Raw genomic sequence first — 12517 nt, forward strand, 5'->3', positions numbered from 1 at the left:
GTGGTCGACGACAACCGTCCCGAAGGCGACCAGCCCGAGACCCCCGAGCCCGCCGAGGCCACCGCCCAGGCGACCATGCGGATCGAGCCGGTCGAGCTCGAGACCGAGATGCAGCGCTCCTACCTCGACTACGCGATGAGCGTGATCGTCAGCCGGGCGCTCCCCGAGGTCCGCGACGGCCTCAAGCCGGTGCACCGCCGCGTGCTCTACGCGATGTACGACGGCGGGTACCGGCCCGAGAAGGGCTACTACAAGTGCGCCCGCGTCGTCGGCGACGTCATGGGCAACTACCACCCGCACGGTGACACCTCGATCTACGACACCGTGGTCCGGCTGGCCCAGCCGTGGTCGATGCGGATGCCGCTGGTGGACGGCAACGGCAACTTCGGCTCCCCGGGCAACGACCCGGCCGCGGCCATGCGCTACACCGAGTGCAAGATGATGCCGCTGGCCATGGAGATGATGCGCGACATCGACGAGGAGACCGTCGACTTCGCGCCCAACTACGACGGCCGCTCGCAGGAGCCGACCGTCCTGCCCGCGCGCATCCCCAACCTGCTGGTCAACGGTGCCACCGGCATCGCGGTCGGCATGGCCACCAACATCCCGCCGCACAACCTCCGCGAGGTCGCCTCCGGCGCGCTCTGGTACCTGGAGAACCCCGAGGCCTCCGCCGAGGAGCTGCTGGAGGCGCTGATCGAGCGGATCAAGGGCCCTGACTTCCCCACCGGCGCGCTGATCGTCGGCCGCCGCGGGATCGACGACTACTACCGCACCGGTCGCGGCTCGGTCACCATGCGCGCCGTGGTCGAGGTCGAGGAGATCCAGGGCCGCCAGTGCCTGGTGATCACCGAGCTGCCGTACCAGGTCAACCCGGACAACCTCGCGCTGAAGATCGCCGACCTGGTCAAGGACGGCAAGATCGCCGGCATCGCCGACGTCCGGGACGAGTCCTCGTCCCGCACCGGTCAGCGCCTGGTGGTCGTGCTCAAGCGCGACGCGGTCGCCAAGGTCGTGCTCAACAACCTGTACAAGCACACCGAGCTGCAGACCAACTTCGGCGCCAACATGCTGGCCCTGGTCGACGGCGTGCCGCGCACCCTGTCGCTGGACGCCTTCATCCGGCACTGGGTCAACCACCAGGTCGAGGTCATCGTCCGGCGCACCACCTTCCGGCTGCGCAAGGCCGAGGAGCGCGCCCACATCCTGCGCGCGCTGCTGAAGGCCCTGGACCTGATCGACGAGGTCATCGCGCTGATCCGGGCCTCGGCCAGCGCCGACGCCGCCCGCACCGGCCTGATGGGCCTGCTGGACATCGACGAACTCCAGGCCAACGCGATCCTGGAGATGCAGCTGCGCCGGCTGGCCGCCCTGGAGCGCCAGCGGATCATGGACGAGCACGACGAGCTGCAGCGCAAGATCGACGAGTACAACGCGATCCTGGCCTCGCCGACCCGTCAGCGCGAGATCATCTCCGAGGAGCTCGCCGCGATCGTCGAGAAGTACGGCGACGAGCGCCGCTCGACCCTCATCCCCTCGGACGGCGACCTCTCCATCGAGGACCTCATCGCCGAGGAGGACATCGTCGTCACGATCACCCGTGGCGGCTACGTCAAGCGGACCCGCTCCGACCTCTACCGCTCGCAGAAGCGCGGCGGCAAGGGCGTGCGCGGTGCCCAGCTGAAGCAGGACGACATCGTCGACCACTTCTTCGTGACGACGACCCACAACTGGATCCTGTTCTTCACCAACAAGGGCCGGGTCTACCGCGCCAAGGGCTACGAGCTCCCGGACGCCGGGCGCGACGCCCGCGGCCAGCACGTGGCCAACCTGCTGGCCTTCCAGCCGGGGGAGCACATCGCCCAGGTGATGGCCGTCCGCACCTACGAGGACAAGCCGTACCTGGTCCTCGCCACCCGGGCCGGCCTGGTGAAGAAGTCCGCGCTGAAGGACTACGACTCCCCGCGCTCCGGCGGCCTGATCGCGATCAACCTGCGCCAGGACGAGGAGGGCCAGGACGACGAGCTGATCGGCGCCGAGCTGGTCTCCTCCGAGGACGACCTGCTGCTGGTCTCCAAGAAGGCCCAGTCGATCCGCTTCACCGCGACCGACGACGCGCTGCGCCCCACCGGCCGCGCCACCTCCGGCGTCAAGGGCATGGCGTTCCGCGAGGACGACGAGCTGCTCTCGATGAACGTGGTCCGTCCGGGTACCTACGTGTTCACCGCCACTGACGGCGGGTACGCCAAGCGAACGGCCGTGGACGAGTACCGTGTCCAGGGACGTGGCGGCTACGGCACCAAGGCGGCGAAGATCGTCGAGGGCCGGGGCTCGCTGGTCGGCGCGCTGGTGGTCGACGACACCGACGAGATCATGGCGATCACCCTCTCGGGTGGGGTGATCCGCACGAGGGTTTCCGAGGTTCGTGAAACCGGACGTGACACCATGGGCGTCCAACTGATCAACCTCGGAAAGCGCGACGCGGTCGTGGGCATGGCCCGCAACGCGGAGGCCGAGGACGAGGAGACGGCGGAGGACGAGGTCGCTGGCACCGAGTCCACCGAGACGGCCGAGGGTACGGGGACGGCGGTCGGCGGCGACGCCGAGGTCTGAACCGAACCGCAGACCGGTGCCGTCGCGTCCAGAGAGAGGACGCGGCGGCACCGGACGCCGACCAGTACCGGGCAATCCCGCCGGGCGCTGGATGACGAGTGACGGATCAGGGCGCCGCCCTGGTGGGAAGTGCGGGAGGACCAGGTGAGTGGAGCCACGGGTGCTGCGGGAGGACCCTCCGGCGGCCGTCCGGGCGCGCAGGGCGGGGGGTCGTACGGCGTGCCGGGGCAGCCGCCGACCGAGCACTCGGCCGCGTCCACCTCGCTGATGCCGCCGGTCGGCGGAGCGGGTCAGGCCGGTGCGACCTACGGGGGCCAGACCCCGCCCCCGTCCGGCAGTCCGGCTGCCGGACAGAGCGGCTTCTCGCAGCCGACCACGTACGCCAAGGGTCAGCCGACCCCGCCCCGGGGCACCCGGACCGGCGGCAACACCCCGGCCGGTGGCACCCCGGTGCCCGGCGCGCCGCGCCGCCCCGCCGGCGGGCCCGCGACCGTCGGCGGCGGCCTCGGCCGGACCCGCAAGGCCCGGCTGCGGGTGACCAAGGTCGACCCGTGGTCGGTGATGAAGGTCAGCTTCCTGCTGTCGCTGGCCGTCGGCATCATCATCATCGTGGCCTCGGCCGTGCTGTGGATGACGCTGGACTCGCTCGGCGTCTTCGACTCGCTGACCAAGACGCTCAAGGACGTCACCGGCGGCGGCGCGGACAACGCCAGCAGCCAGCTCAACCTGATGGACTACATCGGCTTCGGCCAGGTCATGATGTTCACCACACTGATCGCCGTGGTCGACGTCGTCCTGCTGACCGCGCTGTCCACGCTCTCCGCGTTCATCTACAACGCGGCGGCCGGCTTCACCGGCGGCGTCGAGCTGACCCTGGCCGAGGAGGACTGATCCCGGCCGGATCCTGACCCCTGGTCAGTTCACCGTCCGCAGACGGAATCTACGGGCCCCGCAGGCTGTTGCAGCCTGCGGGGCCCGTCGGCATTCGGGTGACACCGGCAGCCCGCGGCGTGCCGCCCGGAAACGGGCCGCTCGCGGTGGGATTAGCTGGACGCCGCCCGTTCCCACCCCTGGGAGTGCCGCAGGCCGCCCCGGTCGGTCGACCGGGTCAGGAGAGGTTCCGCAGGACGGCTGGACGGAGGCGCGCGGTGGCGAAGCTCGCAGGTCAACTGGTCGAGGCCCTGGAAGGGCTGTTGGGCATCCCGATCCCGTTGCGGGTGCAGGCCTGGGACGGCAGCGTCGCCGGGCCGCCCGGAGCGCCCACCGTGGTCCTGCGCAACCGCCGGGCGCTGCGCCGACTGGTCTGGCAGCCGAACGAGCTGGGCCTGGCCCGGGCCTACGTCGCGGGGGACCTGGACCTCGCCCCCGGCACCGACCTGTACGAGACGCTCTCCGCGGTCGCCCGCTTCGCCGAGCTGCCGGAGATCCGCACCATGGCCCTCGGGCCGCGCGAGGTCCTCGGCGCAGGCGGCCGCCGGGTGCTCGCCGCCGTCCTCCGGGCCGGGGCGGTCGGCCCGGAGCCCACCCCGCCCCCGGAGGAGGTCCGACGGGCCCAGGGGCGGCTGCACAGCCGCGGCCGGGACCGTGCGGCCATCAGCCACCACTACGACGTCGGGAACGACTTCTACGGCCTCGTGCTGGGCTCCTCGATGGTCTACTCGTGCGCCTACTGGACGCCCGAGGCGAAGAGCCTGGAGGCCGCCCAGGAGGCCAAGCTCGACCTGATCTGCCGCAAGCTCGGCCTGCGGCCCGGGATGCGGCTGCTGGACGTCGGCTGCGGCTGGGGCTCGCTGCTGCTGCACGCGGCCGAGCACTACGGGGTCACAGCGGTGGGCGTCTCGATCTCCAAGGAACAGGTCGCGCTGGCCCGGGCCCGGATCGAGGAGGCCGGCCTGGCCGACCGGGTCGAGGTCCGCCTCCAGGACTACCGGGAGATCACCGACGGCCCCTTCGACGCGATCTCCAGCGTCGGCATGGCCGAGCACGTCGGCGAGGAGCAGTACCGGGTCTACGCCGACGGCCTGTACCGGCTGCTGGCCCCCGGCGGCCGGCTGCTCAACCACCAGATCGCCCGCCGCCCCGACTACCCGGGCGAGCCGCACCGCACCAGCCCGTTCATCGACCGCTACGTCTTCCCCGACGGCGAGCTCTCCCCGGTCGGGTCCACCGTGGCGCGGCTGGAGGAGGCCGGCTTCGAGGTCCGGGACGTCGAGGCGCTGCGCGAGCACTACGGGCTGACCCTGCGCGAGTGGGTGGCCAACCTCGAGGCGCACTGGACGGAGGCGGTCCGGCTGGTGGGCCTCGGCCGGGCCCGGGTCTGGCGGCTGTACATGGCCGCCTCCGCGCTGGCCTTCGAGCAGAACCGGATCGGCGTCAACCAGGTCCTGGCCGTCCGCAGCACCGAGGCGGGCGGATCGGGCCTGCCGCCGACCCGCGAGGAGTGGTTGGTGCGCCCGGCCGCCGAGGTCATCGCCGCGACCCCGGCCGGAACGGATTTGGGGGATCGGCGGTCGGTCCGCTAATCTTTCAGTGCGGCAAGGGCCTATAGCTCAGACGGTTAGAGCGCTTCCCTGATAAGGAAGAGGCCACAGGTTCAAGTCCTGTTAGGCCCACCACCGCGAAGGGCCCGGAGTGATCACTCCGGGCCCTTCGGCGTTTTCGCGGATCGGGCGGCTTCCGGTACGCTCTGGTGTGCAGCGAGGGCCTATAGCTCAGACGGTTAGAGCGCTTCCCTGATAAGGAAGAGGCCACAGGTTCAAGTCCTGTTAGGCCCACCGCCCCGAAGGGCCCGGAGTGATCACTCCGGGCCCTTCGGCGTTCCCCGGTGGACCGGCTCAGACGAGGGCTTCCCGGGCGGACCGCGTGCGGACGATCCGTACGACAGGAGGTGCGGCGTCAATCCTCGGACCGGACCGCCGGGTTGACGGCACCGGTGGCTGGTCACGATTGGGACACCGGTGTGTATCATCGGCCGCAAGGGCAGTCTGGCACCCGGCAGCCCGTTCGCGCTCGAAACACATCTGGACTCGTCGGCCCGGTCAGTCCGGCCGGAGCACCGGCTCTTGAGTCCGCCAACGCAAGAAGGACGAGGTCCCGCGGTGAAGAAGCTCCTCCTGGTCGCCCTGGTCGCCCTCGGCGGCTTCTTTGTCTACCGTCAGGTCCAGGCGGACCGCGCCGAGCAGGACCTGTGGACCGAGGCCACCGACCCGGTTCCGGCCGGTCGCTGAGCCCCGGGCGATCGCACGATCGACGGTCTTCGGAGGCGCTGACCGCGCCTCCCGAACCGGTCGGCCCGTTCCTTCGATCGGCCCGGCCGGTTCCCCCAGGGGGACGGCTCTCGGAATCACGCCGGAACCCGGTACGCTAGTGCCCGTCGGCACGCGCCGTGCCGTCGAGGGGCATTAGCTCAGTTGGTAGAGCGCTGCCTTTGCAAGGCAGATGTCAGGAGTTCGAGTCTCCTATGCTCCACAGCGCCTGAACGGCGGTCGACCTGTTCCCCAGGTCGGCCGCCGTTCGGCGTTTCCGGGCCCGCGCTAGGACGGCGGGCGGTCGTCGTCGGACGGCTCCGCGGATCCGGCCGCGTCCTCGGGGGTGACGCCGTTCATCGGGGCGGCGGTCGAGCCGGCCGGCTGGGGCGACTGCGGGGCCGGGGGCTCGACCAGCCACTCCGGGTTGCTGTGCCGGCGCCACCACTGCCAGGCGACCAGGCCGCCGCCGACGGCCAGCACCCCGACCACCACGAGGCCGGTGGACCAGCCGCCGCACCGCTGCCGCCGCTTCGCGTTCCGGGCGGCCAGTTCGCTGATCTCGGCCGAGCTGACGTTGCCGTGGAGGGCGGTCAGCGCGGCGGCGCCGCGGGACTGGGCCTCGTGCGCGACCGGGGAGACCGCCGCGCGGGCCTCCTCGACCGCCAGGGCGACCCTGGGGCCGACCGTGGTGCGGGCCTGGTCGGCTGCGCGGGCGGCGGAGAGACGGGCCGCCAGGGCGGCCTCCTGGGCCCGGTGGAGGGCCTTCAGGGCGTTTTCCTGGGCCTCCGGCGGCAGGCTGGCGAAGGCGTGGCCGAACTGCGGGGCGAGGTACTTGTCGTAGTGGACACGGAGGTGGTGGGCGGCCTGGGTGGCCTTGGGGCCGAGGGCGTCCAGGGCGGGCCCGAGGCGCTGTTTGGCGCCGTCCGCGAACTGTGCGGCGGTGTCCCGGGTCCTGGTGGCGGTCTCACGGGCCGAGTCCGAAAAGCTCACGAGTCTCTCCTCCTGGGTGGCGTCCTATATGCACATATCCACCTGAATGCTGATCATGCATGCCGATTTGTCCAGCGGCACGCCGAGATGGGCCGTACGCGGGGCTCGCGGGGGGAGGGCCGGGGGCGGGAGGCCGGCCGTCGGGGCGCGGCGCCGCAGTAGGCTGGCGGCTTCGGTGACCGGTCAGGGAAGGGGGAGCCGCTGATGCTCCCGGACGAGCCGCGACCGTCCACGGACCGCGCCCCGGAGGCCGAGCCGCCCGGCTGCTACCGGCACCCGCGGACGACCACCGGGATCTCCTGCACCCGGTGCGAGCGGCCGATCTGTCCCCAGTGCATGGTGGCCGCCTCGGTGGGCTTCCAGTGCCCCGAGTGCGTCGGCGAGGGGCACGCCGGGGCGCGGCGGGCGACCACCCGGTTCGGCGGGGCGCCGAGCCTGGTCGCCGGCCTGGTGACCCGGGTGCTGGTCGGGATCAACCTGGTCGTCTGGGTGCTGGCCGCCTATGTGCTCGTCCCGCGCCTGGGCGAGGTCTGGGCCCTGGTCAGCGCCGGGCGGGCGCACGCCGGCGGCCCGTACGGGGTCGCGGACGGCCCGGGGCAGTGGTACCGGCTGCTGACCGCCACGTTCCTGCACCTCCAGTGGTGGCACATCGGGCTGAACATGCTGGTGCTGCTCTGGCTCGGCCCGCCGCTGGAGGAGGCGCTCGGCCGGCTGCGCTTCGTGGCCCTCTACCTGCTGGCCGGCCTGGGCGGCAGCACCTTCACCTTCCTGGTGGCCGGCGACTGGGTGAACTCGTTCGGCGCCTCGGGGGCGGTCTTCGGCCTGATCGGCGCCACGATCCTGATGCAGTTGCGGGACCGCGGCCCGCTGGCCCCGGCGGTGGCCTTCCTGGTCTTCAACCTGGTGGTCACCTTCTCCGGGGCGAGGGGCGGCCCGGGCGGCGTCGGGCCGAGCATCGACTGGCGGGCGCACATCGGCGGGCTGGTGATCGGCGTCCTGGTCTCTTTCGGCCTGATGTACGCCCCGCGCGAGCGCCGTGGCGTGGTCCAGGCGCTGACGCTGGTCGGGGCGCTGGCCCTGGAGGCGGGACTGCTGCTGGCCGGGATGGCCCTCTACGGCGCCTGACGACCCCGGACGTTTGTCCACAGCGGGTGCGGGGTTGTGCACAGGCTGTGCGTCGACCCGGCTGTGGACTGTTGTTCTACGCGTGTCCTGCTGTGCGGTTCCCGCCCTTCGGGGAGGTTGTGCACAGCTGTGGACGGTCCGGACCGGGAAAGTTATCCACAGGCTGGGGGGACTTTTCCCCAGTGTGGATAACCATGTGGATAAGCCTGACAGTGTGATGGTCGGACTGTCTGATGGTGGGCGGCCGACCGTGCCGCGACCCGGATCCGGGCACGCCGAACCGCCGCTCCGGGACCCGCGATCCGGAGCGGCGGATGTGGCCCGAAATCGAGCCTCAGGACGCGGGTGGCGTCACTTCCACTGGGTGGAGACGCCGAACCCGGCCGCGATGAAGCCGAAGCCGACCAGGATGTTCCAGTTCCGCCAGCTCTCGACCGGGTAGCTGCCGCTCGTCACGTAGTACGTGACGATCCAGACCAGGCCGATGAGGAACAGTGCCAGCATCAGCGGCGCGACCCAACTACGGCCCGAGCTGATCTTCACCACGGCCGTGGTCGGCGGGGTGTAGTCGGACTTCTTGCGGAGTCGAGACTTCGGCACGAGGAGCTCTCCTGTCGATGCGCTGTGAGACCGCGCAGAGGTGCAGCGGGTTGAGAGCCGACGGACGGACGTGGAGAGCGCTCTGGGACCGCTCCCCCGGCTGCCACCGGCGTCCGTTAGCGTAGTGGCTCGGCGGGTCTCAAGGAGATAAGGGTACGGTGACTAATTTGTCGATTCCCCCCGGGAAGGCCGTTACCCGCCGCTCCGGCACCCGAATTGTCGGCCGTGCCCTGACCTGCGCCGTGTTCGCGCTCGCCGGTCTGCTCTTCTACATCAGCGCCCAGACCGCCCGCGGCACCGACCTCCGGACCGACAACTCACTGCTGAGCCTCGGCGACGTGATCCGCCAGCGCAGCTCGCAGAACCAGCAGGCGCAGGCCCAGCTGGCCGACCTCCAGGCCCGCGCGCAGCAGCTCACCGAGCAGCAGGGCCACGACCCCGCCGACGCGGCCCAACTGGACGGCCTGCGGCTCGGCGCGGCCCTGGAGCCGCTGCAGGGCGGCGGACTGACCGTCACCCTCAACGACGCCCCGCCGAACGCCACCGCGCGCATCCCCGGCGTCCCCGAGCCCGGCGTCAACGACCTGGTCATCCACCAGCAGGACATCCAGGCCGTGGTCAACGCGCTGTGGCGGGGCGGCGCGGCGGGCGTACAGGTGATGGACCAGCGGCTGGTCTCCACCAGCGCCGTGCGCTGCGTCGGCAACACCCTGCTGCTCCAGGGCCGGGTCTACTCCCCGCCGTACGTGGTCAAGGCGGTGGGGAAGACGGACGCCCTGCGGTCGGCCGTCGACGCGGACCCGACGATCCGCAACTACCTGCAGTACGTCCAGGCGTACGGCCTGGGCTGGAAGGTCCAGGAGAGCGGGGACCTGACCCTGCCCGGATACTCCGGCACCACCGAACTGCGCTCGGCGGGCGGGCAGCAGTAGCGGCAAGGGCGGACCGGCCTCACGGCCGTTGATCCCGGGTCTACTCTTGACCCCAGTCCGCTACCTCGAGGGAGCACCATGTACGGCTGGATCTGGCGTCACCTGCCGGGGAACACCCTGGTCCGGGCCGTCATCTCGCTGCTCCTGATCCTGGGGATCGTCTACCTCCTCTTCACCTACGTCTTCCCGTGGGCGGAACCGCTGCTCCCCTTCGGCGACGTCACAGTGGACGGCGGCGACGGCGCCTCGGCCGGCTGACCGGCGGGCCCGGAACTTCCCCCCAGCACCGCATCCCACGGAGACCACGCGCGCATGACCACCCAGTCGACCCCGCCCCGCATCCTGGTCGTGGACAACTACGACAGCTTCGTCTTCAACCTGGTCCAGTACCTGTACCAGCTCGGTGCCACCTGCGAGGTGGTGCGCAACGACGAGGTGACCGTCGAGCACGCCGTCCGCCGGGCGGGGGAGGAGGGCTTCGACGGGGTGCTGCTCTCCCCCGGGCCCGGATCGCCCGAGGAGGCCGGGGTCTGCGTCGAGATGGTGCACCACTGCGCCGGGATCGGGCTGCCGGTGTTCGGCGTCTGCCTGGGCCTGCAGTCGATCGCGGTCGCCTACGGCGCGGTGGTCGGCCGGGCACCGGAGCTGCTGCACGGCAAGACCTCGCCGGTCGAGCACGAGGACGGCGGGGTGTTCGAGGGCCTGCCCTCGCCGCTGACCGCGACCCGCTACCACTCGCTGGCCGTCGACCCGGCCACCGTGCCGGACGAGCTGGTGGTCACCGCCCGGACCGCGAGCGGCGTGATCATGGGCCTGCGACACCGTGAACTGCTCGTCGAGGGCGTGCAGTTCCACCCCGAGTCGGTACTGACCGAGGGCGGGCACCGGATGCTCGCCAACTGGCTGGCGGAGTGCGGCTTCCCGCAGGCCGTGGACCGGTCGGCCGGGCTCGCCCCGGTGATCGGCCGGGGCTGAGCGGCGTGACCGCGGTGCGCCCGGAGGGGCGTTACCAGCCGGAGGCCGGCCCGTACGGCGGCCCGCAGCCGTACGACGGTGTCCAGCAGCAGGGCGGCCCGCAGTACGGCACCCGGCAGCCCGCCGCCCAGCAGTACGGCGCTCCGCAGTACGGTGCCCCGCAGCCCGGCGGGCCGTACCCGCAGGAGCAGCCGGTCCAGGGGGCGCCCGAGGACGGCTGGGGCGTGTACGAGCAGGCCGAGCAGCCCGTCGAGGGCGGGCCCGAGTACCCGTGGCTCCCTGACCAGACCCTCCAGCTGCGGCTGCCCGCCGACGGCGGCGAGCCGCCCGCCGAGGCCGTCCCGGCCACCGGCGGCCGGGCCGAGCGCCGCCGGGCCGCCCAGGGCCGGACCTCGGTCCGTGCGGGCGGCGGCCGGCGCCGGGCGAAGGGCCGGGGCGCCGGTGGCGTCCGCCCGAAGGAGTCCGCCGTGGTGGTGGCCGCCCGCTTCGTCGGCGAGGCGTGCATCACCTTCGGCCTGGTGATGCTGCTGTTCGTCGCGTACCAGCTGTGGTGGACCAACGTGCAGGCCGACGCCGCCGCCAACAGTGCCCGGGACCAGCTGGAGCAGCAGTTCGACGCCCAGCCGCCCGGCGCGGGCCAGCCCGCCGCGGATCCGAACAAGCCGGAGGCGTTCGCCCCCGGCAAGGGCTTCGCCATCATCTACCTGCCCAAGCTGGGGCTGAAGTTTCCGATCGCCGAGGGCACCGACAAGGCGGCGGTGCTCGACAAGGGCCTGGTCGGCCACTACCCCGGCACCGGGATGCCGGGCGACCAGGCGGGCAACTTCGCGCTGGCCGCCCACCGCAACACCCACGGCGAGCCGTTCCGCTACATCAACGAGCTCGGCAAGGGCGACAAGATCGTCGTCGAGACCGCCGCCGGGTACTACACCTACGAGATCACCGGGGGCATCCCGCAGACCCCGCCCAGCAACGTGAGCGTGATCAAGCCGGTGCCGAACGGCTCCGGGTACACCGGCCCCGGCCGGTACATCACGCTCACCACCTGCACCCCCGAGTTCACCTCCAAGTACCGCCTCATCCTCTTTGGCAAGATGACCGAGGAGCGACCGCGCAGTCAGGGCAAGCCGGCCGCGATCGCGGGCGGGTAGCCGCCCGGAGGCCCGGTTTCGGAGGGGGAGCAGCGCAGATGCAGGACGACGGGACCGCGCGGTCGGCCGATCCGGAGGGGGAGGCCTTCCCCCCGCCCGAACGGGCGGTGCGGAAGGGCCGGAGCCGGGCGCTGGCCGCGCTCGGCGTCTTCGGCGAGCTGCTGATCACCCTGGGCCTGGTGCTCGGCCTGTTCGTGGCCTACTCGCTGTGGTGGACCAACGTGCAGGCGGACCGCTCCGCGGCGGACGCCTCGGACAAGCTGCGCGGCTCCTGGGCGGCCGGTCCGACCCCCGGCCCCACGGGCGCCGCCGCCGGGCCGGGCGGAGTCGTCGCGCCGCCCGCGATCGGGGACGACGTGGGCTTCCTGCACGTCCCGGCGATGGGCCGGGACTTCCAGGTGCTGATCCGGATGGGCACCTCCACCGACGTCCTGGACGAGGGCGTGGCGGGCGTGTACGAGCAGCCCTACAAGGCCGCGATGCCGTGGGACCAGGCGGGCAACTTCGCGTTGGCCGCCCACCGGGACGGCCACGGCGCCAAGTTCCATGACCTGGACGCCGTCCACAGGGGCGCCGCGATCGTGGTCGAGACCAAGGACAAGTGGTACGTCTACAAGGTCGACAACACCCTGCCGGAGACGTCCAAGTACGACACCGGCATCGTCGCGCCCGTCCCGGTCGGCTCCGGTTACACCGCCCCCGGCCGCTACATCACCCTCACCACCTGCACGCCGGTGTACACCTCGCGGTACCGGATGGCCGTCTGGGGGAGCCTGGTGCGGGTGGACGGCATGGACGCCAAGCGGACCCCGCCGCCGGAGCTGCGCTGACCCGCAGCGCCCCCGGTGGAAGGCCCGAGGGCCCGTCGCGATCACCGCGACGG

12 protein-coding genes and 3 tRNA genes are annotated in these 12517 nt (G+C 72.0%); 13 read left to right on the forward strand and 2 right to left on the reverse strand.

Annotated features, from left to right (window positions below; genetic code table 11):
* Window positions 1-75: 75 nt before the first annotated feature.
* From gyrA to ACFWIS_RS36105, 7 genes are all read left to right on the forward strand, one after another.
* Window positions 76-2613 (forward strand): DNA gyrase subunit A, encoded by a 2538-nt coding sequence (gyrA, locus tag ACFWIS_RS36075; protein ID WP_380461672.1) that lies wholly within the window; start codon window positions 76-78, stop codon window positions 2611-2613.
* 144 nt (window positions 2614-2757) lie between these two features.
* Window positions 2758-3504 (forward strand): DUF3566 domain-containing protein, encoded by a 747-nt coding sequence (locus ACFWIS_RS36080; protein WP_380461664.1) that lies wholly within the window; start codon window positions 2758-2760, stop codon window positions 3502-3504.
* A 257-nt stretch (window positions 3505-3761) separates the two neighbouring features.
* Window positions 3762-5135 carry a class I SAM-dependent methyltransferase gene (locus ACFWIS_RS36085; protein WP_380461665.1) on the forward strand — a complete coding sequence of 458 codons (1374 nt, stop codon included), beginning with the start codon at window positions 3762-3764 and terminating at the stop codon, window positions 5133-5135.
* A 16-nt stretch (window positions 5136-5151) separates the two neighbouring features.
* Window positions 5152-5228, forward strand: a tRNA-Ile gene (locus tag ACFWIS_RS36090).
* A gap of 85 nt (window positions 5229-5313) precedes the next feature.
* Window positions 5314-5387 (forward strand) — tRNA-Ile (locus tag ACFWIS_RS36095).
* A 324-nt stretch (window positions 5388-5711) separates the two neighbouring features.
* Complete coding sequence (locus tag ACFWIS_RS36100; RefSeq protein ID WP_014137031.1) at window positions 5712-5840, forward strand: DLW-39 family protein; 129 nt, start codon at window positions 5712-5714, stop codon at window positions 5838-5840.
* Window positions 5841-6008: 168 nt separating this feature from the next.
* Window positions 6009-6081, forward strand: a tRNA-Ala gene (locus tag ACFWIS_RS36105).
* A gap of 65 nt (window positions 6082-6146) precedes the next feature.
* Here ACFWIS_RS36105 and ACFWIS_RS36110 read toward each other — a convergent pair.
* Entirely contained in the window at window positions 6147-6851 is a 705-nt protein-coding gene (locus tag ACFWIS_RS36110; RefSeq protein WP_380461666.1) for a DUF5324 family protein, read from the reverse strand.
* A 204-nt stretch (window positions 6852-7055) separates the two neighbouring features.
* Here ACFWIS_RS36110 and ACFWIS_RS36115 point away from each other — a divergent pair, with 204 nt between their 5' ends.
* Entirely contained in the window at window positions 7056-7976 is a 921-nt protein-coding gene (locus ACFWIS_RS36115) for a rhomboid family intramembrane serine protease (RefSeq protein ID WP_380461667.1), read from the forward strand.
* A 351-nt stretch (window positions 7977-8327) separates the two neighbouring features.
* On the opposite strand, the gene crgA is transcribed toward ACFWIS_RS36115, so the two are convergent.
* Window positions 8328-8576, reverse strand: a complete 249-nt coding sequence (gene crgA, locus ACFWIS_RS36120; protein WP_188303014.1) for a cell division protein CrgA — start codon at window positions 8574-8576, stop codon at window positions 8328-8330.
* A gap of 173 nt (window positions 8577-8749) precedes the next feature.
* Here crgA and ACFWIS_RS36125 point away from each other — a divergent pair, with 173 nt between their 5' ends.
* The 5 genes from ACFWIS_RS36125 (at window position 8750) to ACFWIS_RS36145 (ending at window position 12464) form a co-directional block, all read left to right on the forward strand.
* Window positions 8750-9508: a DUF881 domain-containing protein gene (locus tag ACFWIS_RS36125; protein WP_380461673.1), complete on the forward strand. Its 759-nt coding sequence runs from the start codon at window positions 8750-8752 to the stop codon at window positions 9506-9508.
* A gap of 78 nt (window positions 9509-9586) precedes the next feature.
* Window positions 9587-9766 (forward strand): hypothetical protein, encoded by a 180-nt coding sequence (locus ACFWIS_RS36130; protein WP_030278236.1) that lies wholly within the window; start codon window positions 9587-9589, stop codon window positions 9764-9766.
* A 54-nt stretch (window positions 9767-9820) separates the two neighbouring features.
* On the forward strand, window positions 9821-10483 hold the full coding sequence (locus tag ACFWIS_RS36135) for an aminodeoxychorismate/anthranilate synthase component II (RefSeq protein WP_380461668.1): 663 nt from the start codon (window positions 9821-9823) through the stop codon (window positions 10481-10483).
* Window positions 10484-10488: 5 nt separating this feature from the next.
* A complete protein-coding gene (locus ACFWIS_RS36140; protein WP_380461669.1) occupies window positions 10489-11634 on the forward strand; it encodes a class E sortase in 1146 nt (381 codons plus the stop codon).
* A 38-nt stretch (window positions 11635-11672) separates the two neighbouring features.
* The gene (locus tag ACFWIS_RS36145; RefSeq protein WP_380461670.1) at window positions 11673-12464 is read left to right on the forward strand and encodes a class E sortase; all 792 of its coding nucleotides are present in this window, start codon (window positions 11673-11675) and stop codon (window positions 12462-12464) included.
* The last annotated feature ends 53 nt before the right edge of the window (window positions 12465-12517 follow it).

The organism is Kitasatospora sp. NPDC127060, from assembly GCF_042724935.1.
Taxonomy (GTDB): Bacteria; Actinomycetota; Actinomycetes; order Streptomycetales; family Streptomycetaceae; genus Kitasatospora.

What these genes read in the sequence shown, in the direction of transcription:
- ACFWIS_RS36145 (WP_380461670.1), top strand. Translation starts at nt 11,673, where the DNA reads ATGCAGGACGACGGGACCGCGCGGTCGGCCGATCCGGAGGGGGAGGCC.
- ACFWIS_RS36130 (WP_030278236.1), top strand. Translation starts at nt 9,587, where the DNA reads ATGTACGGCTGGATCTGGCGTCACCTGCCGGGGAACACCCTGGTCCGG.
- gyrA (WP_380461672.1), top strand. Translation starts at nt 76, where the DNA reads ATGCGGATCGAGCCGGTCGAGCTCGAGACCGAGATGCAGCGCTCCTAC.
- ACFWIS_RS36135 (WP_380461668.1), top strand. Translation starts at nt 9,821, where the DNA reads ATGACCACCCAGTCGACCCCGCCCCGCATCCTGGTCGTGGACAACTAC.
- ACFWIS_RS36115 (WP_380461667.1), top strand. Translation starts at nt 7,056, where the DNA reads ATGCTCCCGGACGAGCCGCGACCGTCCACGGACCGCGCCCCGGAGGCC.